Genomic DNA, 21,385 nt, shown 5'->3' with positions numbered 1-21,385 from the left:
GCCGAGCCCGTCACCGGGTCAGGCGACGGCCGTCCCCTCCAGTTCCACCATCAGGGTGGGGATGGCCAACCTCGTCACCCCGAGCAGCGTGCTGCTCGGGGCCGCCCCCGCGGCGCCCAACCTCGCCGCCAGCACGCCGTAGTGCTGGAAGAGCAGGTCGACGTCGGTCGTGTAGACGTTGAGCCGCACCAGGTTCGCGAGCGACATCCCCGCCTCGCCGAGGACCGACTCCAGGTTGTCCAGGCTCAACCCCAGCTGAGCCGCCATGTCACCGGCGTGCTCCGGCTCGCCGTCGGCGCTCATCGCGGCCTGCCCGGCGCAGTACAGGGTCCGGGTGTGCCCGGAGACCACCTCGCCCTGGTTGTAACCCAGCTCCGCGGACCACGTCCACGGGTTGACCGCCGTTCGCTGCACAGCCACGTCCGCTCCACTCGTCTCGATCACCGTCTTGCGAGTGGCAGCCTCCCCACCAATCACGACACCCTGTGTCGGGTATTCCAGTAGCGTTCCGCCATGCGCGCCGACCGGTTGGTCTCGCTGGTCCTGCTGCTGCGCCAACGGGGGCGGCTGTCCGCGGCCGCGCTGGCCCGTGAGCTGGAGGTGTCCACCCGGACCGTGCTGCGCGACGTCGAGGCGCTGTCCGCCGCCGGCGTCCCGGTCTACGCCGAGCGCGGCCGGCACGGCGGGTTCGCGCTGCTGCCCGGTTTCCGGACCGAGCTGACCGGGCTGAACCACGACGAAGCCCTCGCCCTGCTGATCGCCGGGTCGCGGCGCGGCGCGCAGGCGTTCGGCCTCGGCTCGGCCCTGGCCTCCGCCATGCTCAAGGTGGTCGACGCGCTACCGGAGAGCCACCGCAACGCCGCCGCCGACGTCGCCGAACGACTGCTCATCGACCCGGAGACCGACCTCCTCTCACGCCGCGTGGTCGCCGAGGAGGCGCCGGACGAGATCGTGGCCGAGATCCGCCGCGCGGTGTTCGCCGGGCGCAAGCTCCGCCTCCGCTACGCCGCCGCCGACCAGGCGCCGCGGTGGCGGACGGTGGACCCGATCGGCCTGGTCACCGTGCGGGACCAGGGCTACCTGCTGGCCACGAGGTCCGGCCGGGACCGCACCTACCGGCTGTCCCGGGTGCTGGCCGCCGAGGAGCTCCCCGAACCCGCGCAGCGCCCGGACCGGGTCGACCTGGGCCGGGCCTGGCAGGACCGCGGCGCCCGGTTCCGCGCCGGCGGCGACCAGGTCGCCGTGCTGCTGCGACTGCACCCGGCACGCCGGGAGGAGCTGCTGAACACCGCCGTCGCCGTCCTCACCGAGGCAACCGACCCGGACGGCTGGCTGCGCCTGGAGGTGACCTTCCAGGACCCGCGGCACGCCGAGTGGGCGCTGTGGCAGCTCGCCACGAGCGCGGAAGCCCTGACCCCGCACTGGCTGCGCACCTCCCTGCGCGACCGCGCCACCACGGTCGCCACCCGCTACGACGCGTCCCCCTGAGGGCCTAGTGGTCGGCCAGCTCCACCCGTGACCGGACGTCCTCGGCCCGCAGGATGCGGAACTCCCGCGCGCCGAGCACCTTCAGGAACCCCGGGCTGGTCTCCATCACGTACGCCTCGACCACGCCGTCGACGGTCTCGATCCGCTCCAGCGGCACCCAAGGCGTGGCCACCACCGCGGCGACCGCCAACGCCACCGCGCCCACCACGTACCCGAACCGCCGCAGCACGAAGTCGATCTGCGCGTGCAACCGCCGCGCGCGCTCCACCAACACCAGCACCACCGTCAACACCACCGCGCCGACCGGCACCCACCACCGGTGGTACGAGAGCACGTGCGCCACCAGGAACGCCACCAGCACGGCCACCCCCAACGGCGCCGCACGCGACCGCCGTCCCACGGCGTAGAACACCGTCAACGGCACCATCACCACCAACAGCGCACTGCTGATCCCCACGTCCGCCATGAACGTGCCCAGGAACAAGCCGGGCGCGTCTTCCAGGTCCAACGTGTGCAGCAGCGCGAACGCGGTGTGCCAGTCGTAGTGCGACACCGCGAGCAACCGCAGCAGCACGAACAGCACGGCCGCGCCGGTGAGGGTCGTGCCGAGGTGGGGCTTCCCGGTGGTCACGGCGGGCACTATCGCAGCTCCCGCTACCCTCTACCGGAGTTGCACGATTCCCCACGAAGGAGTACCGACCGCCGTGAGCGAGCGCACCCTGGTCCTGGTCAAGCCCGACGGCGTCAGCCGCGGCCTGGTCGGCGAGGTCATCTCCCGCATCGAGCGCAAGGGCCTGCACCTGGCCGCCCTCGAACTGCGCACCGTGGACCGCGCGACCGCCGAGCAGCACTACGCCGAACACGACGGCAAGCCGTTCTTCGCCGACCTGGTCGAGTTCATCACCGGCGGTCCGCTGGTGGCGATGGTGGTCGAGGGCACCCGGGCGATCTCGGCGTTCCGCCAGCTGGCCGGCGGCACGGACCCGGTCGAGAAGGCCACCCCCGGCACGATCCGCGGCGACTTCGGCCTGGAGGTCCAGTTCAACCTGGTCCACGGCTCGGACTCGCCGGAGTCGGCCGAGCGCGAGATCAAGCTCTGGTTCCCGAGCGCCTGAACCGACGCCGAACGGCCCGGGACCGACCGCGGTCCCGGGCCGTTCGCCCGCTCAGGCCAGTGGGGAGCGCGCGGGCGACGAGCCCGGGCCGCCCGGCGCGGAGCCGTGCAGCACGACGCCCTCCCGGTGCCCCAGCGGCAGGTGCATCCGCACGTCGTCGTACCGGACGTCACCGACCGCGATCACGTTCGGCAGCCGCCCCCACTCGCGGAAGCCCAGGCTCTCGTACAGCTCGATCGCGCCGTGGTTGTTGCCGCGCACGCCCAGCGTCAGCACCTCCACCCCGGCCGCGCGCGCGTGCTCGACGACCGCGCCCACCAACCGCCTGCCCAGCCCCAGCCCGCGCGCCGCCGGGTGCGACGTCACCCGCCGCACCTCGGCCATGTGCCCGAACACCTCGCTGTCGGACCGCCGCCACGTCGCCGTGCCGCGCAGCACGCCGTCCACGCGCGCCACGACGAGGGCGCCGTCCGCCGGCGACGCGAGCACGCCGTCCAGCCACGCGTCGGTCTCCGCCCGCACCGGCGGCTCCAACCAGCCGATCGCCCCGCCCGCGGCCACCACGGCGTGCAGCACCTCGTGCACTTCGGCCCGAAGTCGTTCGTCGGCCACCACGGGCCAACTCAGGTCGATCTCCACAGCGCCACCCCAAAACGGTTCCGGGATTGTCGGACCTCGCCGCTAACGTGACGGACGTGATCCCAACCCTCGTCCACGCCAAGGGCCTGACCAAGCACTTCGGCTCGTTCGAAGCCGTCCGGGGCATCGACGTCGAGGTGCCGAAGGGCGAGGCGTTCGGCTTCCTCGGGCCCAACGGCGCGGGCAAGTCCTCGACCATGCGGATGGTCTCGTGCGTGTCGCCGCGCACGGGCGGGGAGCTGCGCGTGCTCGGCCTCGACCCGGACACCGACGGGCCGCGCATCCGGGCCCGCATCGGCGTGGTGCCGCAGCAGGACAACCTGGACACCGAGCTGACCGTGCGGCAGAACCTCCAGGTCTACGGCCGCTACTTCGGCCTGTCCCGCTCGGCGGTGCGCGAGCGCGCCGTGGAGCTGATGGAGTTCGCCCAGCTCAGCGACCGCGCGGACGCCGAGGTGGAGCCGCTGTCGGGCGGCATGAAGCGGCGGCTCACCATCGCCCGCTCGCTGGTCAACGACCCCGACCTGCTGCTGCTCGACGAACCGACCACCGGCCTGGACCCGCAGGCGCGCCACCTGCTGTGGGACCGGCTGTTCCGGCTCAAGCAGTCCGGCGTCACGCTGATCATCACCACGCACTACATGGACGAGGCCGAGCAGCTGTGCGACCGGCTGGTGGTGATGGACGGCGGCCGGATCGCGGCCGAGGGCTCGCCGTCGGAGCTGATCCGCCGCTACTCCACCAGGGAGGTGCTGGAGCTGCGCTTCCCGCCGGGCGAGCAGAGCGCCGCCGAGGTGCGCGACCTGGCCGACCGGGTGGAGGTGCTGCCCGACCGGGTGCTGCTCTACACCGCGGACGGCGAGGCGGCGCTGGCCGCGGCCCACGCGCGCGGCGTGCGGCCGGTGTCCAGCCTGGTCCGCCGCAGCACCCTGGAGGACGTGTTCCTGCGCCTGACCGGCCGGACGTTGGTGGACTGAATGAGCGCGCACGTCGTCAACCCCTGGCGCGCCGCGCTGATCGCGGTGGAGAACCACTGGACCTGGTACCGCCGCAACTGGCGGGCCACGGTCATCTCGAACTTCCTGCAGCCGGTGCTGTTCCTGCTGGCCATGGGCGTCGGCTTCGGCTCGCAGGTGCAGCCGGGCGAGGCGACCGGCGGCCACCCGTACGTCGTGTACCTCGCGCCCGCGCTGCTGGTCGTCACCGCCGTGCAGAACGCCACCTTCGAGTCGAGCTGGGCGGTGTTCTCGTCGTTCAAGTGGCAGCGCACCTACCTGGCCGTGGTGTCCACCCCGGTCACGCCCGCGCAGGTGCTCTACGGCCAGCTGCTGTGGATCGCGCTGCGCCTGGCCGCCGGCACCGCTGTGTTCCTCCTCATCGCGGTGGCCCTCGGCGCCATCACCAGCCCGTCCGCCGTGCTCGCGGTGCCGTTCGCGACGCTGGCCGGCATGGCGTTCAGCGCGCCCCTGGTGGCCTTCACCGCGACCAGGGAGAAGCCGGACGCGTTCAACTCCGTCTTCCGCTTCCTGGTGATGCCGATGACCCTGTTCACCGGCGCGTTCTACCCGCTGAGCCAGCTGCCGGGCTGGCTGCACCCGCTGGCCTGGGCCACCCCCGCGTGGCACGGCATCGAGCTCGCCAGGGGCGTCACCTTCGGCACCCTGGGCGTGCTGCCCGCCCTCGGCCACGTCGCCTACCTGGCCGCCCTGGTCGCGCTCGGCGTGGTGCTGGGCCGCCGCTACTTCCACCGGAGGCTGGCCGTATGACCCCGGAGTCCTCCACCGCCGACCGCCCCGGCGCCGCGGACCCGGCCGCGCCGCCGTCGCGCGCCGGCGCCGGCCTGCTGCTGCGGATCGTGCCGCCCGGCCTGTACGCGGGCCGCTCGCACGTCCTGGTCGAGCGCTCGTACCTGGTCAGCAGGCGGGCCTGGCTGTCGGTGATCTCCGGGTTCTTCGAGCCGCTGTTCTTCCTGTTCTCCCTCGGCTACGGCCTCGGCCGGCTGGTCACCGGCGTCGAGGGGGTGCCGTACGCGCAGTTCGTCGCGCCCGCGCTGCTCGCGGCGTCGGCGATGAACGGGGCGGTGTTCGAGGCGACGTTCAACCTGTTCTTCAAGTTCAAGTACGCCAAGGTGTACGACGCGGTGCTGGCCACCCCGCTCGGGCCGGTCGACATCGCGATCGGCGAGGCCACCTGGTGCCTGATCCGCGGCGGCCTGTACTCGGGCGGCTTCATCGTGGTCATGCTCGGGTTCGGCCTGGTCGACTCGCCGTGGGCGCTGCTGGCGCTGCCCGCGTGCCTGCTGGTCGCGGCGGCGTTCGCGGCGGTCGGCATGGCCGCGGCCACGTTCATGCGCTCGTGGCAGGACTTCGACCTGGTGCAGCTGGCCGTGATGCCGCTGTTCCTGTTCTCGACCACGTTCTACCCGCTGTCGGTGTACCCGGGCTGGCTGCAGGTGGTCGTCCAGTGGACGCCGCTGTACCACGCGATCGAGCTGATGAGGTCGCTGACCACCGGGAACGTCGACTGGGGCGCGCTGGTCCACGTCGCCTACTTCGCGGTGATGGTGCTCGTCGGGGTGGCCGTCGCGGCCCGCAGGCTCGGCAAGTTGCTGCTCACCTGAGCCGGTTGAACAAAGCCGCCACGTTCGGCAGCGGCGCCCTGCCGTTACCCTGGTCGGCGTGAGTGTCGAGTCGGTCTTCCCCGCCCTGGAACCCCTGCTGCCGAGGGTGTCCAAGCCGGTGCAGTACGTCGGCGGGGAACTGAACGCCACGGTCAAGGACTGGGACGCCGCGGCGGTGCGGTGGGCCCTGATGTACCCGGACGCCTACGAGGTCGGGCTGCCCAACCAGGGCGTCATGATCCTGTACGAGGTCCTGAACGAGCAGCCGGACGTGCTGGCCGAGCGGACCTACGCGGTGTGGCCCGACCTGGAAGCGCTGATGCGCGAGCACGGCGTGCCGCAGTTCACCGTGGACGCGCACCGGCCCGTGGGCGCGTTCGACCTGTTCGGGGTCAGCTTCGCCACCGAGCTGGGCTACACGAACATGCTCAGCGCGCTCGACCTGGCCGGCATCCCGATCCACGCCGCCGACCGCACCGGGGACCACCCGATCGTGGTGGCCGGCGGGCACGCGGCGTTCAACCCGGAGCCGATCTCGCCGTTCATCGACGCGGCCGTGCTCGGCGACGGCGAGGAAGCCGTCCTGGAGATCACCGACATCGTCCGCCGCTGGAAGGCCGAGGGCTGCCCCGGCGGCCGGGACGAGGTCCTGACCAGGCTCGCCGAGACCGGCGGCGTGTACGTGCCGCGGTTCTACGACGTCGAGTACCTGCCGGACGGCCGCATCCAGCGCGTGGTGCCCAACCGCGAGCGGGTGCCGTACCGGGTGTTCAAGCGGACCACGATGGACCTCGACGCGTGGCCGTACCCGAAGCAGCCGCTGGTGCCGCTCGCCGAGAGCGTGCACGAGCGGATGAGCGTGGAGATCTTCCGCGGCTGCACCCGCGGCTGCCGGTTCTGCCAGGCGGGCATGATCACCCGTCCGGTGCGCGAGCGGTCCATCGAGGGCATCGGCGCGATGGTGCAGCGCGGCCTGGAGGCGACCGGTTTCGAGGAGGTCGGCCTGCTGTCGCTGTCCAGCGCGGACCACTCGGAGATCGCCGAGGTCACCAAGGGCCTGGCCGACCGCTACGAGGGCACGAACACCAGCCTGTCGCTGCCGTCGACCCGGGTGGACGCGTTCAACATCGACCTGGCCAACGAGCTGTCCCGCAACGGCCGCCGCTCGGGCCTGACGTTCGCCCCGGAGGGCGGCAGCGAGCGCATCCGGCGCGTGATCAACAAGATGGTGTCGGAGGAGGACCTGATCCGCACGGTCAGCGCCGCGTTCGGCGCGGGCTGGCGGCAGGTGAAGCTGTACTTCATGTGCGGCCTGCCCACCGAGACCGACGACGACGTGCTGCAGATCGCCGAGATGGCCAAGAACGTCATCCGCGCGGGCCGGGAGGTCTCCGGCCGCAAGGACGTCCGCTGCACGATCTCCATCGGCGGGTTCGTGCCCAAGCCGCACACCCCGTTCCAGTGGGCCGCGCAGTGCGACCCGGAGACCGTGGACGACCGGCTGCGCAAGCTGCGCGAGGCGGTCAACTCCGACCGCTCGCTCGGCCGCAACATCGGCATGCGCTACCACGACGGCAAGCCGTCGCTGATCGAGGGGCTGCTGTCGCGCGGCGACCGGCGCATCGGCCTGGTGATCGAACGGGTGTGGCGCGAGGGCGGCCGGTTCGACGGCTGGTCCGAGCACTTCTCCTACGACCGGTGGGTGCGGGCGGCGGAGGCCGAGCTGACCCCGCTGGGCGTCGACCTGGCCTGGTTCACCACGCGGGAGCGCGAGGAGCTGGAAGTCCTGCCCTGGGACCACCTGGACTCGGGGCTGGACAAGGAGTGGCTCTGGGCCGACTGGCAGGACGCGCTGGACGAGCGGGAGCAGGACGACTGCCGCTGGACGCCGTGCTTCGACTGCGGCGTGTGCCCGGCCATGGGCACCGACATCGAGGTGGGGCCCACCGGCCGGACGCTGCTGCCGATCTCGCCGGTCGGCAAGGGCTCCCCGGTGCGCAACCCGGCGTTGACGCAGGGCTGACGGCTCGCGGACGGGCGTCGGCGCCCAACCGGGCGCCGACGCTCAGTCGCGCACGGCGGCGAGCGCGTCCACCATCCCGTTGCCGTAGAAGCCGTTGTACTCCGAGTAGCCCGTGCAGTAGGCGTCCTGCACACCCGTGCCGTTGAGGTCGTAGTCGGCCGGGCACGGCAGCGTCTCGGCCTGCTCGCCGAGCATCCGGGTCAGCTCGCCCGCGCCGGCCTGCGGGTGCGTGGACGCCAGCAGCGCCGCCACCCCGGACACGTGCGGCGTCGCCATCGACGTGCCGCACGAGTAGTCGTACCCGGCGGCGGGCACCGTCGACAGCACGCAGCCGCTCTGCCCGTCGTCCGGCACCTGCCTGCGGTCGCCGCCCGGCGCGGTCACGTCCACCGCGCCCAGCCCGTAGGAGCTGTACCCGGCCTTCACCTTGTCCGCGCCCACCGACGACACCGCCACCACGTTGCGCAGCTGCGCGGGCAGCACCAGGCACGAGCTGTCCACCGAGCGCGGTTTCACGTCCTCCGGCGCGGCGTTGGTCGGGCTGAGCGCGTCCCGGCCCGGCTTGGTCACGTCGGCCGCCGCGTTGCCCGCCGCCGCCACCGTCAGCACGCCGCGCCCGGAGGCGTGCTCGACCGCCCGCCGCACCGCCTCGAAGACCACGGACTGGCCCTGCTCGTCCTGGCAGGTGAACGCCCACGGGTCGATGAAGTAGCTGTTGTTGGTGATGGTCATGCCGTGCTCGGCGGCCCACATGAACCCGCACACCGCGTACTCGGGGTAGATGAACCCGGCGTCGTCCACGACCTTCACCGACGCGATCCGCACGCCCGGCGCCACCCCCGTGGTGCCCAGGCCGTCGTCGGCCGCCGCGATCGTGCCCGCCACGTGCGTGCCGTGCCCGGACGTCGTCGGCGACCACGCCGCGGGCGACGGGTCGGCCACGCCGGTCGTGCAGCCGGCCGACAGCGCCGGGTCCAGCGCGCCGACCAGGTCGGGGTGCGCCGGGTCGACGCCCGAGTCCAGCACGCCGACCACCACGTCCCGGCTGCCGCGGCTGACCGCGCGCGCCTCGGCCGCCCGGATCAGGTCCATGTCCCACTGCTCGGCCGTGCGGTCCACCGCCCCCGCCGACCGCGCGCCGCCCGCCTCGTCGTCCTTCTTCTTCTGCCTGGCCGGCGCGCCGGTGTGCCGGGACAGCCCGTCGGACTGCGCGCTGTACGCCCGGTCGACGCCGATCCGCTGCCCGAACCGGGGGTCCGGCGACACGGCGACGGCCACCGCGATCTCCGGGTAGTACCGGGCCGTCGTGCCGCACGCGGCGGAGACCTGGGCCTCGGCCAGCGGCGCGCTCGTGCCGGGTGCGAACACGACCAGGTAGCGCAGCGTCGGACCGGGCTGGACGCACTCCACGGCGGCCGCGGGCTCCTCGGGCTCGGCCGCCGCGGTCAGCGGCAGGCACCCGGTCGCGAGCAGCGCCGCGCTGACCGCGACCGCTCGGGCGCGGCGGTGCAGAGGCACGGGGGACCTCCAGGGCTGTGCCGGTCGGGGCGCCACGACGGGGAGCCGTCGGCCCGACTTCCAGGGGCGAACCGTCGATCGGACTGCTGCTGCCGGACGGTAGCCAGACGGGGCGGAGCAGACAAGCGCAACGGTGCCGAACAGGTCCAAGGTACCGTCCTCGTGGAGTAGGAGCGTGGACCGCCGGGGTGCCCAACCCCGCCGCGGGCCACTCACAGCACCCAAGGGGAGTAGCTCTGAGCCGCCAGCAGCAGCCCAACCCGTCGGCCGCACCAGTGCAGAAGCTGCGACTGCGCTACGCCAAACGCGGTCGGCTGCGGTTCACGTCACACCGTGACATCGCGCGCACGTTCGAGCGGGCGCTGCGCCGGGCGGGTGTGCCCATGGCCTACTCCCAGGGCTTCAGCCCTCACCCGAAGGTGTCCTGGGTGGGGGCCGCGCCGACCGGCGTGGCGAGCGAGGCCGAGTACGTCGAGGTGCAGGTCGTCGACCGGGTCGACCCGGAGGCGCTGCGGACCGCGCTGGACGCCGTGCTGCCGCCCGGGCTCGACGTGCTGGAGGTCGTCCAGTCGGGCGGCGGCACGCTGCCCGAGCGGATCGAGGCCAGCGCCTGGCGGCTGGAACTGCCCGGCGTGTCGCCCGAAGAGCTGACCGCTGCCGTGACCGCCCTGATGGCCGCCGGGTCCGTCGAGGTCGAGCGGTTGACCAAGGACGGCAAGAAGATCGTGGACGTGCGGCCGGCCATCGTGTCGGCCCGGGTGGGGGCGCCGGCGGAGGCGCATTCGAGCGACGCCGGACACGATGCACGAGATTTGTCACAACCGTGTGGGATACTCGTGACGGTCGTACGGCAGACAACCCCTACCGTGAGACCCGACGACGTGCTGAGCGCGCTCCGAGTCGTCGCCGACCTGGTTCCGCCGGTGCCCGCGAAGGCGACCCGGATGGCGCAGGGGCGGCTGGACGACGAAGGCGGCCTGGTCGACCCGCTCGCCCTGGACAGGGCGGCGGAGGTCTGACCGGGCGGTGCGGAGCGGCGCTGACGGCGTCGTCGAACAGAGTTATGGGACCTGCTGTGCCGCGTGCCCCACGGGTGCGCGCCACAGCGCGAGGCAAGGATTCCCGCCGCCAGCCGCGGCGGTGAGTGGACAAGAGAGGCCCCTGCGCGGCCGCGTCGGTTGGGACGCGCCCGGGGGCGGAGGAGCTGCATTGTCGAACACGGAAAAGCCCGCCGGCGTCGCCGGCGGGGGTAACGCCACATCCGCACACCCGGATCTGGCCGACCTGCCCGCCAAGCTGCGGGTGCACGCGCTGGCCAAGCTGCTCGGCGCGAGCAGCAAGGACGTGGTGGCCGCGCTCGCCGACCTCGGCGAGACGGTCAAGGGCGCGCAGTCGAGCGTGAGCCGCGACCTGGCGCTCAAGGTCGCCGAGAGCCTGCTGAACTGGGACGACATCGTCACCGGCGAAGTGGACGAGCAGACCGAGGAACCGGTGGCGGTGGCCCGCGAGGTCGCGCCGCTGGTGCCGCTGTTCGCGCCGCCGTCCGCGGTGTTCCTGCCGCCGACCCCGGTGGTCAAGGAGACCCCGGTGAGCCGGGACGACGACCTCGACGACGCCGAGGACGACTCCGACGAGCACGTGGGCGCCGACGACGCCGGTGACGAGGGCGAAGGCCGCCGCCGCCGCCGGCGTGGCCGGCGTGGTCGCGGTCGCGGCAAGGGCGTGGGCGAGGACGGCGGCGAGGACGAGGTGGGCGACGAGCCCGCCGAGGTCGCCGAGGCCGAGGCCGAGCCCGCCGAGGACGCCTCGGCCGACGACGAGGGTCCCGGCAGCCGCCGCCGTCGGCGTCGCCGCCGTCGCAAGACCGGCGCCGAGGAAGAGGCCGCCCCGAGCGAGGACGACCCGCCGAACACGGTCGTGCACGTCCGCGAGCCCGCTCGCGACGCGCGGGACGACAAGGCCGACTCCGAGGCCGCGCAGAGCGAGGTGCGCAGCGTCCGCGGCTCCACCCGGCTGGAGGCCAAGCGCCAGCGCCGCCGGGACGGCCGCGAGGCGGGCCGCCGCCGCGCGCCGGTGCTGTCCGAGGCCGAGTTCCTGGCCCGGCGCGAGGCCGTGGAGCGCACGATGGTGGTGCGCGAGCGCGGCGACCGCACGCAGATCGGCGTGCTGGAGGACGGCGTGCTGGTCGAGCACTTCGTGACCTCGTCGGGCACCGGCTCGCTGGTCGGCAACGTCTACCTCGGCCGGGTGCAGAACGTGCTGCCCTCGATGGAGGCGGCGTTCATCGACATCGGCCGCGGCCGCAACGCGGTGCTGTACGCGGGCGAGGTCGACTGGGACGCGGCCGGCCTGGAGGGCAAGGCCCGCAAGATCGAGCAGGCCCTCTCCAGCGGCGACAGCGTCCTGGTGCAGGTCACCAAGGACCCGGTCGGCCACAAGGGCGCCCGGCTGACCACGCAGATCAGCCTGCCCGGCCGCTTCCTGGTGTACGTGCCGGGCGGCGGTGCGACCGGCATCAGCCGCAAGCTGCCCGACAACGAGCGCAAGCGCCTCAAGGACATCCTCAAGCGCGTCGTCCCCGAGGACGCGGGCGTGATCATCCGCACCGCCTCGGAGGGCATCGCCGAGGACGAGCTGGCCCGCGACGTGACCCGCCTGCAGGCGCAGTGGCAGGTCATCAAGGACAAGGCCGACACGCCGAAGGCCCAGGCGCCGCAGCTGCTGTACGAGGAGCCGGACCTGCTGGTGAAGGTCGTCCGCGACCTGTTCACCGAGGACTTCGCCGCGCTCGTCGTCCAGGGCTCGGACGCGTGGGAGACCATCGACGGCTACGTGCGGCACGTCGCGCCCGACCTCCAGGAACGGCTGCGCAAGCACGTGGGCACCAGCGACGCGTTCACCGAGTACCGCATCGACGAGCAGCTGCTCAAGGCGCTGGACCGCAAGGTCTGGCTGCCGTCGGGCGGCTACCTGGTCATCGACCGCACCGAGGCGATGACGGTCATCGACGTCAACACCGGCAAGTTCACCGGATCGGGTGGAAACCTCGAAGAGACGGTGACCCGGAACAACCTGGAGGCGGCCGAGGAGATCGTCCGCCAGCTCAGGTTGCGCGACATCGGCGGCATCATCGTGATCGACTTCATCGACATGGTGCTGGAGTCGAACCGCGACCTGGTGCTGCGCCGGCTGACCGAGTGCCTCGGCCGCGACCGGACCCGCCACCAGGTGGCGGAGGTGACGTCGCTCGGTCTGGTGCAGATGACGCGCAAGCGGGTCGGCACCGGGCTGCTGGAGGCGTTCTCCACCACCTGCGAGCACTGCCGCGGGCGTGGCCTGGTCGTCACGACCGACCCCGTGCACTCGCACGGCGGTGGCAACGGCGGCGGCAATGGCAACGGCGGCGGCAACGGCAACGGCGGTGGCCAGTCGCAGCAGCAACAGCAGCAGGGCGGTGGCCGCAAGTCGCGTCGCGGCAAGCACGTGGACGCGCCGGAGCCCACCCCCGAGCCGGTGGCCGAGCGGACCGTGGAGCCCGCCGAGGAGCCGGAGGCGATCGCCGAGCAGCCCACCTCGGAGGACCCGCTCGCCGCCGTGGTCGAGGAGGAGGCCGCGCCGGAGCCCGCCAAGCGCGACCGCCGCCAGCGCCGCCGGGCCCGCCGGGAAGCCGGCGCGGTCGTCAAGCACGGCGACGAGGCCGCCGGTCAGCAGGACCCCGGCACGGCCGCCCCCGTCGCCGAACGGGTTGTCGAGCCGGTCGCCGAACCGGTTGCCGCGCCGATCGCCGAGCCGGTCGTCGTGACCGTCCCGGCGGCCGAGCGGGCCCCCGCCGAGGCCGCTGAGGCCCCGGTCGCGCAGCCCGAGGCGCCTCGGGCCGCGCAGCCCGAAGCCGCTGCCGAGCAGCCCGTCCAGGCCGAGCCCGCAGCGGCGCGGCCCGAGCCGGGGACCTCGGCCGAGCAGCCGCTCAACGGCAAGGCCCCGGAGCCCGCGACCCCGCCGGCGACCACGCGTCGCCGCCCGGCCCGTCGTGCCGCCTCCAGGCCCGCCGGCCCGCCCCTGGGCGCGGTCAACGAGAGCTGATCAGCACGTCGCGAACCGCTGCCCGGCCTGCCCGGGCAGCGGTTCGCCGCGTCCGGCCCATCACCGGACATCCCGGCGTTGACCAGCGAGGACGCGGTTCGGCCACCCCGGTTTGACCACGCCGTCCACCGCCACGTAACCTGATACGCGGCCCGCCATCCGGTGGGCCCTGTCGCGTGAAGCCCAGCGTGCTCGTTGTCAGAGCGGCCGAGGCGCGCGCGATCCCGTCCCGTCGAGTAGCAGGAGACTTCCGTCCCGATGTACGCGATCGTCAAGACCGGCGGCAAGCAGTACAAGGTGGCTGTCGGCGACGTCATCGAGGTCGAGAAGCTCGAAGGCGCGCCGGACACCGAGATCACCTTCGCGGCGCCGCTCCTCGTTGTGGACGGCGATGACGTCACCTCCGCGGCGGACGCCCTGGCGAAGTTCTCGGTGACCGGCAAGGTCGTCGAGCAGACCAAGGGCCCCAAGATCCGCATCCACAAGTTCAAGAACAAGACCGGCTACCACAAGCGCCAGGGTCACCGCCAGAAGCTGACCCGCGTCGAGGTCACCGGCATCACCGGTAAGTGAGGATCTGACTAGCCATGGCACACAAGAAGGGCGCATCCAGCTCCCGCAACGGCCGTGACTCGAACCCCCAGTACCTCGGGGTCAAGCGGTTCGGCGGTCAGGTCGTCAAGGCCGGCGAGATCCTGATCCGCCAGCGCGGCACCAAGTTCCACCCCGGCGTCAACGTCGGCCGCGGCAAGGACGACACGCTGTTCGCGCTGGCTCCCGGTGCGGTCGAGTTCGGCACCAAGCGCGGTCGCAAGACCGTGAACATCGTCCCGGTCGAGGCTGCTGCTTAAGCGCCTCGGGCGTAGACGGAACGACCTCAGACGAGGGGCGGGACCGGTGCATTCCGGCTCCCGCCCCTCGTTGCTTCTGCCAGAGAGGAAACCCCGTGTCCCGCTTTGTCGACCGGGTCGTCATCCACGTCGCCGCAGGTGACGGGGGCAACGGGGTCGCGTCCGTGCACCGCGAGAAGTTCAAGCCGCTCGGCGGCCCGGACGGCGGCAACGGCGGCAAGGGCGGCGACGTCGTGCTCATCGTCGACTCGCAGGTCCACACGCTGCTCGACTTCCACTTCCGCCCGCACGCCAGTGCCGGCAGCGGCAAGGGCGGTCAGGGCGGCAATCGCGACGGCGCCAACGGCGCGGACCTCGAACTGCGGGTGCCCGACGGCACGGTCGTGATGACGCCCGAGGGCGAGGTCGTCGCCGACCTCGTCGGCGAGGGCACCCGGCTGATCGCGGCCCAGGGCGGTCGTGGCGGCCTCGGCAACGCCTCGCTGGCGTCCAAGGCCCGCAAGGCGCCCGGGTTCGCCCTGCTGGGCGAGCCCGGCGAGCAGCACGACCTCGTGCTGGAGCTGAAGTCCGTCGCGGACGTCGGCCTGCTGGGCTTCCCGTCGGCGGGCAAGTCGTCGCTGATCTCGGTGCTGTCCGCGGCCAAGCCGAAGATCGCCGACTACCCGTTCACCACGCTGGTGCCGAACCTGGGCGTGATCACCGGCGGCGAGACGATCTTCACCATGGCCGACGTGCCCGGGTTGATCCCCGGCGCGTCCGAGGGCAAGGGCCTCGGCCTGGACTTCCTGCGGCACATCGAGCGCTGCGCGGTGCTGGTGCACGTCGTGGACTGCGCGACCTACGAGTCGGACCGCGACCCGCTGTCGGACATCGACGCGCTGGAGGAGGAGCTGGCCAAGTACACGCCCTCCCTCGCCGACGACCTCGCCGAGCGGCCGCGCGTCGTGGTGCTGAACAAGGTCGACGTCCCGGAGGCCCGTGAGCTGGCCGAACTCGTGCGCCCGGACATCGAGGCCCGCGGCCTGCCGGTGTTCGAGGTGTCCACGGCCAGCCGTGAAGGGCTGCGCGAGCTGACGTTCGCGCTGGCGCGCGTGGTCGAGGAGTACCGGTCCGCCAAGCCGAAGCAGGAGTCGACCCGGATCGTGCTGCGGCCGAGGGCCGTCGACGACCAGGGCTTCACCGTGGTGGAGGACCCGCAGACCGAGGGCGGCTTCATCGTGCGCGGCGAGCGGCCCGAGCGGTGGATCCGGCAGACCGACTTCAGCAACGACGAGGCCGTCGGCTACCTGGGCGACCGGCTCGCGCGCCTGGGCGTGGAGGACGTGCTGGTCAAGAAGGGCGCGGAGCCGGGCTGCCAGGTCACCATCGGCGACCTGGTGTTCGACTGGGAGCCCAGCACGCCGTCGGGCATCGCGATGACCATGAGCGGTCGCGGCACCGACGCGCGGCTGGAGGCGAACAACCGGGTCGGCGCGTCCGAGCGGTTGGCGGCGAAGAAGGCCCGTCGCCTGCCCGGCGCAGCCGAACCCGACGTGGCTGACGAGTTCGAAGAGGACGACGACGAGTGATCGGCTCGGTGGCGGCGTCACCGGCCCGGCAGGCGGTGGCCGCGGCGGCGCGGGTCGTGGTGAAGGTCGGGTCTTCGTCGCTGACCACCGCCGAGGGCGGCCTGGACCGGTCGCGGCTGGACGCGCTGGTGGACGCGGTCGCGGCGCGGTGCGCGGCGGGCAGCCAGGTGGTGCTGGTGTCGTCGGGCGCGATCGCGGCCGGCCTCGCGCCGCTGGGCGTGACCCGGCGGCCCCGTGACCTGGCCACGCAGCAGGCGGCGGCGAGCGTGGGGCAGTTGGCGCTGGCGCACGCGTACGCGAACTCGTTCGGGCGGTTCTCGCTGACCGTCGGGCAGGTGCTGCTGACCGCGGACGACGTGGTGCGGCGGTCGCACTACCGCAACGCGCAGCGCACGTTCTCCCGGCTGCTGGCGTTGGGTGCGGTGCCCGTGGTGAACGAGAACGACACGGTCGCCACCGAGGAGATCCGGTTCGGCGACAACGACCGGCTGGCGGCGCTGGTGGCGCACCTGGTCGGAGCGGACGCGCTGTTCCTGCTGTCCGACGTCGACGCGCTCTACGACGGCGACCCCCGCAGGCCGGGCGCGCAGCGCGTCACCGAGGTGGCCGGCGCGTCCGATGTGGACGGTGTGCGGGCCGGTTCGGTCGGCGCGTCCGGGCTCGGCACCGGCGGCATGGCGTCGAAGCTGGCCGCGGCGCGGCTGGCGGCGTCGGCGGGCATCCCGGTGCTGCTGGCGGGTGCGGCGGACGCGGCGCGGGCGTTGAGCGCGGCGGACGTCGGCACGGCGTTCGCGGTGACCGGCCCGAGGCTGTCCGCGCGCCGGTTCTGGCTCGGGCACGCGGCCGACGCGACCGGCAGGCTGGTGCTGGACGACGGCGCGGTGGCCGCCGTCGTGGGCCGCAGGCGGTCGCTGCTGGCGGCGGGCATCACCGGCGTGGAGGGCGCGTTCGAGGCCGGTGACGTGGTGGAGCTGGTCGACCCGTCCGGGCACGTCGTGGCCCGCGGCGTGGTCGGGTTCGACGCCGGCGAGCTGCCCGCCCTGATCGGTCGCAAGAGCGGCGACCTGCCCGCCGAGCAGCGCCGCGAGGTCGTGCACGCCGACGACCTGGTCCCGCTGCGGTCCTGAGCCGAGCGGTCAGCGCAGCGTCTCGCCCTTGGTCTCGGGCATCGTGAGGATGACGAAGAACGCGATGGCCGCACCGACCGCGACGTAGACGAAGAACGTGACGCCCGGCAACGCCTGGATCACCAGCGGCGCGGTGCCGCCGAACAGCGCGACGGTCAGGTTGTACCAGGAGCCGATGCCCAGGGCCCGCAGCTCGGTCGGGAACAGCTCGCTCATCACGGCGGGCGCGATGGACGTCATGGCCGTGTACAGGCCGAGGCCGACGCAGAACACCAGCAGCAGGTTGCCCACGCCCGGTCCGATCAGCGTGGACAGCGGCACCACCAGCACCGCCGTCGCCGCCGACCAGACCAGCAGCTGCGGTTTGCGGCCGACCCGGTCCGACAGCGCGCCCATCGGGTACTGCAGCACGACGAACAGGGCCGTGGCGATCGACAGGGCGAGGAACACGTCCACCGGGTCCGCGCCGCGCCTGGACACCGCGAACGGCGTCAGCGCGCTGAAGAACGTGTAGTAGCAGAGCGTCGAGAGCATGGTGAAGCCGACGAGCCGCCCGACCGCCTTCGGGTGCTCGCGCAGGGTCGTCAGCAGCGGCCGCTTGAGCTGCTGCGCCTTGGCCTTGTTCTGCTCGAACTGCTCGGTCTCCTCCAGGTTGCGCCGCAGCCACAGGCCGACCAGGCCCAGCACGCCGCCGATCAGGAACGGGATGCGCCAGCCGTAGGACGCGAGCTGGGCGGGGTCGAGCGTGCGGGCCAACGCGAACCCGAGCAGCGACGCCACCAGCACCGCGGCCCCGGTGGAGATGTAGAAGAACGCCGAGTACCGCCCCCGGCGCTCCGGCGGCGCGATCTCCGCCAGGTAGGCCGACGCGTTGGAGACCTCGCCGCCCAGCGACAGGCCCTGCGCGATGCGCGCCAGCAGCAGCAGGATCGGCGCGAGCCACCCGACCTGCGCGTAGGTCGGCAGGACGCCGATCGCCACCGACCCGCCCGCCATCAGCACGATGGTCAACAGCATCGCCGTCCGCCGCCCGCGCAGGTCGGCGAACCGCCCGAGCAGGTACCCGCCCAGCGGCCGGAAGAAGAACGCGATCGCGTACGCCGCGAGCGTGTTGATCAACGCGAGCCCCGGGTCGTCCTTCGGGAAGACCTGCGTGGCGAAGTAGATGCTGAAGGTCGCGTAGATGGTCCAGTCGTACCACTCGATGGCGTTGCCGATGCTCGCCGCGACGAGCTTGCGCACCGGCAGGCGGTGCTGCCGGTGAACCGCGGACGTCCCGGTCATGACCGAACCCCTTCCGAGCGACGCGCAGAAGCGTTCGGGATTCCGCTCGCGTGGCGGACCCGACGGGTTCCGCCCGCGCCCGGGTGCTGCCGATGACCGGCAGGGCCACCGTCACGGGAACCGCAGGAACCGCTTTCCCCTTGCGCACGAGGTGTCGTGCGGTGAGGGCTCGGCGACACCGCGATCACCACGGGAAACTCGCCCAGCCGCTGTGGGAAGGAGCGGACTGGCAGGCGGTGCTGGGTGTCGATCTCCGCGGCAGCCATGGGTTGGACACAACCACAAAGCCGTCGAAGTCGGTAGATCCTTCACCGGTCCGGCCCGCTCAGCCCCTCTCGCCGCCGGCGGCCCGCCACTCCTCGGCCAGCAGGCCGAACAGCAGGTCGTCCGTCCACTCCCCCTTCGCCCACGTGCTCCGCACCCGGTGCCCCTCCTGCCGGAACCCGAGCCTGGTCAACAACCTGGCCGACCGCGCGTTGCGGGCGTCGCACTCGGCGGACACCCGGTGCAGCCCGCGCACCTCGAACAGGTGGGCCAGCACCCGACGCACGGCCTCCGTCGCGTACCCGTGACCCTGGTGCGCGGCAGCGAGCGTGTAGCCGATCTCCGCTTGCCGCCGGTTCTCGTGCAGGTCCACCCCGACGTCGCCGACGAGCACGCCGCCCACCTCGACCGCGTACTGGTACCAGCCCGGCGCGTTCGGGTCCGCCGCGCCGACGTCCCGCACGAACTCCTCGGCCCGCGCCAACGAGAACGGCGCCTCCCACCCCTGGTACCTCGCCACGTCCGGGTCCGAGCGGTACGCGGCGAACGCCGGCGCGTCGGCCGCCGTGAAAGGCCGCAGCACCAACCGTTCCGTCGTCAGTCTCATGTCCTCCCTTCCCGAACTGCCGGTCTCACGCCGTCACCGCCAACGCGAACGGCAGCACGGCCGACGCGCCGGACCGCCGCAGCAGCCTGGCCGCGACCGTCACCGTCCACCCGGTGTCGACCTGGTCGTCCACCAACAGCACCGGACCGTCCACACCGGACAGGTCGGGCACGTCGGTCGCCCGCACCAGGCCCGCCAGGCGCTGCGCGCTGTTCGCCCGGCGCGCCGCCTCGCCCAACCACACCCGGCCCAGCAGCGGCAGCCGCCCGACCTCCGAGATCCGCCGGCCGAAGCTGCCCACCAGCGCCGGCCTGGTCCGCGACCCGACCGTCACCACGCCGACCGGCCGCTCCGCCCAACCCCAGGCGGCCAGCACCTTCACGCACGCGGCGAACACGTCCTCCGGGATCTCCTGGTCCTGCGCCCCGAACAACGACCGCAAGCGATTGCCCCAGCCGATGTCGGTCAACCGGCCCAGCGCCCGACCCGTCGAGGCGATCTCGCTTGGCGGGATCTTCCCGGACAGCGACACCCCGGCCGCCGCCATCCCGGTCGGCCACATCTTGCGCGGCTCCACCTCCACGCCCGGCCGCAGCAGCCGTTCCCGCGCCGCCGACGCCGCCGCGTCCGACACCTCCGCCGACGGCCGCTGCCCCGTGCAGTTGTCGCACCGCCCGCACGGCGCCGCGTGCGGGTCGTCCAGCTGCCGCAGCAGGAACTCCATCCGGCAGCCGTCGGTGGCCAGGTAGTCGAGCACCGCCTGCCGCTCGACCTCCCGCGCCGCCTCGATCCGCTCGTACCGCTCCGCGTCGTAGGACCACGGCTGCCCGGTCGACACCCACCCGCCGCGCACCCGCCGCACCGCGCCGTCCACGTCGAGCACCTTCAACACCACTTCCAGCCGGGTGCGCGACAGCTCCACCACCGGCTCCAGCGCCGCCGTCGACATCGCCCGGTCCGCCGGCAGCGCGTCGAGCACCTGCCGCACCACGCGCTCCGGCGGGAACGCCAGCGACGCGAAGTACGCCCAGATGTCCTTGTCCTCCGGTCCGGGCAGCAGCAGCACCTCGGCCCGCTCCACCCCGCGGCCCGCGCGGCCGATCTGCTGGTAGTAGGCGATGGGGGAGGACGGCGCGCCCAGGTGCACCACGAACCCCAGGTCGGGCTTGTCGAACCCCATGCCCAGCGCGGACGTCGCCACCAGCGCCTTCACCCGGTTCGCGAGCAGGTCCTCCTCGGCCCGCTGCCGCTCGGCCGGGTCGGTGCGCCCCGAGTACGCCGCCACCTCGTACCCGCGCTCGCGCAGGAACGCCGCCACGTCGTCCGCCGCCGCCACGGTCAACGTGTAGATGATCCCCGAGCCGGGCAGCCGCTCCAGCCGCTCGGCCAGCCACCCGAGCCTGACCTCGGCCGTCGGCAGCCGCACGGCCGAGAGCCGCAGGCTCTCCCGGTCCAGCGGCCCGCGCAGCACCAGCGCGTCCGTGCCCGTGCCCAGCCCGAGCTGGTCCGTCACGTCCCGCACCACCCGGTCGTTGGCCGTGGCCGTGGTGGCGAGCACCGGCACGCCCGCCGGCAGCTCGGCCAGCAACGTCCGCAGCCGCCGGTAGTCCGGCCGGAAGTCGTGGCCCCAGTCGGAGATGCAGTGCGCCTCGTCCACCACCAGCAGCCCCGCCGACGCGGTCAGCGACGGCAGCACCGCGTCCCGGAAGTCCGGGTTGTTCAGCCGCTCCGGCGACACCAGCAGCACGTCGACCTCGCCGGCCGCCACCCGGTCCTGCACGTCCTGCCACTGGTCGGAGTTGGCCGAGTTGATCGTCGCCGCGTGCACGCCCGCCCGCGCGGCGGCGTCGACCTGGTTGCGCATCAACGCCAGCAGCGGCGACACGATCACCGTCGGCCCCTCGCCCAGGGACCGCAGCAGCGCCGTGGCGATGAAGTACACCGCGGACTTGCCCCACCCCGTGCGCTGCACCACCAGCGCCCGCCGCCGTTCGGCCACCAGCGCGTGGACGGCCGTCCACTGGTCGTCCCGCAGGACGGCCTGAGGGCCCGCCAATGCCCTCAGCCGTTCCTCGGCCAGTTCGCGGAGTGCGGTGTCGTCCATGTGGGACACCATGGCAGAAGCCCCCGACAAGCCGGACACCTGTGCGACGCAGCCTGCTCCACGTTCACTCGAACGTGCGTCGAGCCGCGGGTGTCCG

At 73.1% G+C, this 21,385-nt stretch carries 19 protein-coding genes; 12 read left to right on the top strand and 7 right to left on the bottom strand.

Annotation, left to right across the window (positions count from 1 at the left end; genetic code table 11):
• Nucleotides 1–18: 18 nt before the first annotated feature.
• Nucleotides 19–414, bottom strand: a complete 396-nt coding sequence (locus AB0F89_RS00360; protein WP_367138624.1) for a RidA family protein — start codon at nt 412–414, stop codon at nt 19–21.
• A 99-nt stretch (nt 415–513) separates the two neighbouring features.
• Between AB0F89_RS00360 and AB0F89_RS00355 the strand changes: the two genes are divergently transcribed.
• A complete protein-coding gene (locus AB0F89_RS00355; protein ID WP_367131386.1) occupies nt 514–1,488 on the top strand; it encodes a helix-turn-helix transcriptional regulator in 975 nt (324 codons plus the stop codon).
• 4 nt (nt 1,489–1,492) lie between these two features.
• On the opposite strand, the gene AB0F89_RS00350 is transcribed toward AB0F89_RS00355, so the two are convergent.
• Entirely contained in the window at nt 1,493–2,119 is a 627-nt protein-coding gene (locus tag AB0F89_RS00350; RefSeq protein WP_367131384.1) for a hypothetical protein, read from the bottom strand.
• Between the two features lie 73 nt (nt 2,120–2,192).
• Here AB0F89_RS00350 and ndk point away from each other — a divergent pair, with 73 nt between their 5' ends.
• A complete protein-coding gene (gene ndk / locus AB0F89_RS00345; protein ID WP_367131382.1) occupies nt 2,193–2,603 on the top strand; it encodes a nucleoside-diphosphate kinase in 411 nt (136 codons plus the stop codon).
• A 51-nt stretch (nt 2,604–2,654) separates the two neighbouring features.
• On the opposite strand, the gene AB0F89_RS00340 is transcribed toward ndk, so the two are convergent.
• Nucleotides 2,655–3,242, bottom strand: coding sequence for an N-acetyltransferase family protein (locus tag AB0F89_RS00340; RefSeq protein WP_367131380.1), 588 nt, complete (start codon nt 3,240–3,242; stop codon nt 2,655–2,657).
• Between the two features lie 56 nt (nt 3,243–3,298).
• Between AB0F89_RS00340 and AB0F89_RS00335 the strand changes: the two genes are divergently transcribed.
• From AB0F89_RS00335 to AB0F89_RS00320, 4 genes are read left to right on the top strand one after another with little or no spacing between them, the layout of a single operon-like run.
• Nucleotides 3,299–4,219: an ABC transporter ATP-binding protein gene (locus AB0F89_RS00335; protein ID WP_367131379.1), complete on the top strand. Its 921-nt coding sequence runs from the start codon at nt 3,299–3,301 to the stop codon at nt 4,217–4,219.
• Nucleotides 4,220–5,008, top strand: a complete 789-nt coding sequence (locus AB0F89_RS00330; protein WP_367131377.1) for an ABC transporter permease — start codon at nt 4,220–4,222, stop codon at nt 5,006–5,008. It abuts the gene before it with no gap.
• On the top strand, nt 5,005–5,862 hold the full coding sequence (locus AB0F89_RS00325) for an ABC transporter permease (RefSeq protein WP_367131375.1): 858 nt from the start codon (nt 5,005–5,007) through the stop codon (nt 5,860–5,862). The genes AB0F89_RS00330 and AB0F89_RS00325 overlap by 4 nt, the downstream gene beginning before the upstream one ends.
• 58 nt (nt 5,863–5,920) lie before the next feature.
• Complete coding sequence (locus tag AB0F89_RS00320) at nt 5,921–7,885, top strand: TIGR03960 family B12-binding radical SAM protein (protein WP_367131373.1); 1,965 nt, start codon at nt 5,921–5,923, stop codon at nt 7,883–7,885.
• 42 nt (nt 7,886–7,927) lie between these two features.
• Here the strand turns inward: AB0F89_RS00320 and AB0F89_RS00315 are convergent, their stop codons facing one another.
• Nucleotides 7,928–9,403, bottom strand: a complete 1,476-nt coding sequence (locus AB0F89_RS00315; protein WP_367131371.1) for a S8 family serine peptidase — start codon at nt 9,401–9,403, stop codon at nt 7,928–7,930.
• Between the two features lie 275 nt (nt 9,404–9,678).
• Between AB0F89_RS00315 and AB0F89_RS00310 the strand changes: the two genes are divergently transcribed.
• The 6 genes from AB0F89_RS00310 to proB all read left to right on the top strand — a co-directional run bounded on the left by AB0F89_RS00310 (nt 9,679) and on the right by proB (nt 17,029).
• The gene (locus AB0F89_RS00310) at nt 9,679–10,422 is read left to right on the top strand and encodes a TIGR03936 family radical SAM-associated protein (RefSeq protein WP_367131369.1); all 744 of its coding nucleotides are present in this window, start codon (nt 9,679–9,681) and stop codon (nt 10,420–10,422) included.
• Between the two features lie 190 nt (nt 10,423–10,612).
• Nucleotides 10,613–13,483 carry a translation initiation factor IF-2 N-terminal domain-containing protein gene (locus AB0F89_RS00305; protein WP_367131367.1) on the top strand — a complete coding sequence of 957 codons (2,871 nt, stop codon included), beginning with the start codon at nt 10,613–10,615 and terminating at the stop codon, nt 13,481–13,483.
• 258 nt (nt 13,484–13,741) lie between these two features.
• A complete protein-coding gene (gene rplU, locus AB0F89_RS00300; RefSeq protein WP_367131365.1) occupies nt 13,742–14,056 on the top strand; it encodes a 50S ribosomal protein L21 in 315 nt (104 codons plus the stop codon).
• A 14-nt stretch (nt 14,057–14,070) separates the two neighbouring features.
• The gene (gene rpmA, locus AB0F89_RS00295) at nt 14,071–14,334 is read left to right on the top strand and encodes a 50S ribosomal protein L27 (RefSeq protein ID WP_073889563.1); all 264 of its coding nucleotides are present in this window, start codon (nt 14,071–14,073) and stop codon (nt 14,332–14,334) included.
• A 95-nt stretch (nt 14,335–14,429) separates the two neighbouring features.
• Nucleotides 14,430–15,902, top strand: coding sequence for a GTPase ObgE (gene obgE, locus AB0F89_RS00290; RefSeq protein ID WP_367131363.1), 1,473 nt, complete (start codon nt 14,430–14,432; stop codon nt 15,900–15,902).
• On the top strand, nt 15,899–17,029 hold the full coding sequence (proB, locus tag AB0F89_RS00285) for a glutamate 5-kinase (RefSeq protein WP_367131361.1): 1,131 nt from the start codon (nt 15,899–15,901) through the stop codon (nt 17,027–17,029). Before obgE ends, proB begins: the two co-directional genes overlap by 4 nt.
• 9 nt (nt 17,030–17,038) lie before the next feature.
• Here proB and AB0F89_RS00280 read toward each other — a convergent pair whose 3' ends face one another.
• The 3 genes from AB0F89_RS00280 to AB0F89_RS00270 form a co-directional block, all read right to left on the bottom strand.
• A complete protein-coding gene (locus AB0F89_RS00280; RefSeq protein ID WP_367131359.1) occupies nt 17,039–18,313 on the bottom strand; it encodes an MFS transporter in 1,275 nt (424 codons plus the stop codon).
• Nucleotides 18,314–18,638: 325 nt separating this feature from the next.
• Nucleotides 18,639–19,184, bottom strand: a complete 546-nt coding sequence (locus AB0F89_RS00275) for a GNAT family N-acetyltransferase (RefSeq protein ID WP_367131357.1) — start codon at nt 19,182–19,184, stop codon at nt 18,639–18,641.
• 25 nt (nt 19,185–19,209) lie between these two features.
• Nucleotides 19,210–21,288 (bottom strand): RecQ family ATP-dependent DNA helicase, encoded by a 2,079-nt coding sequence (locus AB0F89_RS00270; protein ID WP_367131355.1) that lies wholly within the window; start codon nt 21,286–21,288, stop codon nt 19,210–19,212.
• Nucleotides 21,289–21,385: the final 97 nt, after the last annotated feature.

The organism is Saccharothrix sp. HUAS TT1, assembly GCF_040744945.1.
GTDB lineage: Bacteria > Actinomycetota > Actinomycetes > Mycobacteriales > Pseudonocardiaceae > Actinosynnema.
This window is presented reverse-complemented; position numbering and strand designations above follow the sequence as displayed.

Bases quoted from the DNA above. Each gene is read 5' to 3' on its own strand.
- rplU (WP_367131365.1), top strand. From the start codon at position 13,742: ATGTACGCGATCGTCAAGACCGGCGGCAAGCAGTACAAGGTGGCTGTC.
- AB0F89_RS00325 (WP_367131375.1), top strand. From the start codon at position 5,005: ATGACCCCGGAGTCCTCCACCGCCGACCGCCCCGGCGCCGCGGACCCG.
- AB0F89_RS00270 (WP_367131355.1), bottom strand. From the start codon at position 21,288: ATGGACGACACCGCACTCCGCGAACTGGCCGAGGAACGGCTGAGGGCA.
- AB0F89_RS00275 (WP_367131357.1), bottom strand. From the start codon at position 19,184: ATGAGACTGACGACGGAACGGTTGGTGCTGCGGCCTTTCACGGCGGCC.
- rpmA (WP_073889563.1), top strand. From the start codon at position 14,071: ATGGCACACAAGAAGGGCGCATCCAGCTCCCGCAACGGCCGTGACTCG.
- AB0F89_RS00355 (WP_367131386.1), top strand. From the start codon at position 514: ATGCGCGCCGACCGGTTGGTCTCGCTGGTCCTGCTGCTGCGCCAACGG.
- AB0F89_RS00280 (WP_367131359.1), bottom strand. From the start codon at position 18,313: ATGACCGGGACGTCCGCGGTTCACCGGCAGCACCGCCTGCCGGTGCGC.
- AB0F89_RS00330 (WP_367131377.1), top strand. From the start codon at position 4,220: ATGAGCGCGCACGTCGTCAACCCCTGGCGCGCCGCGCTGATCGCGGTG.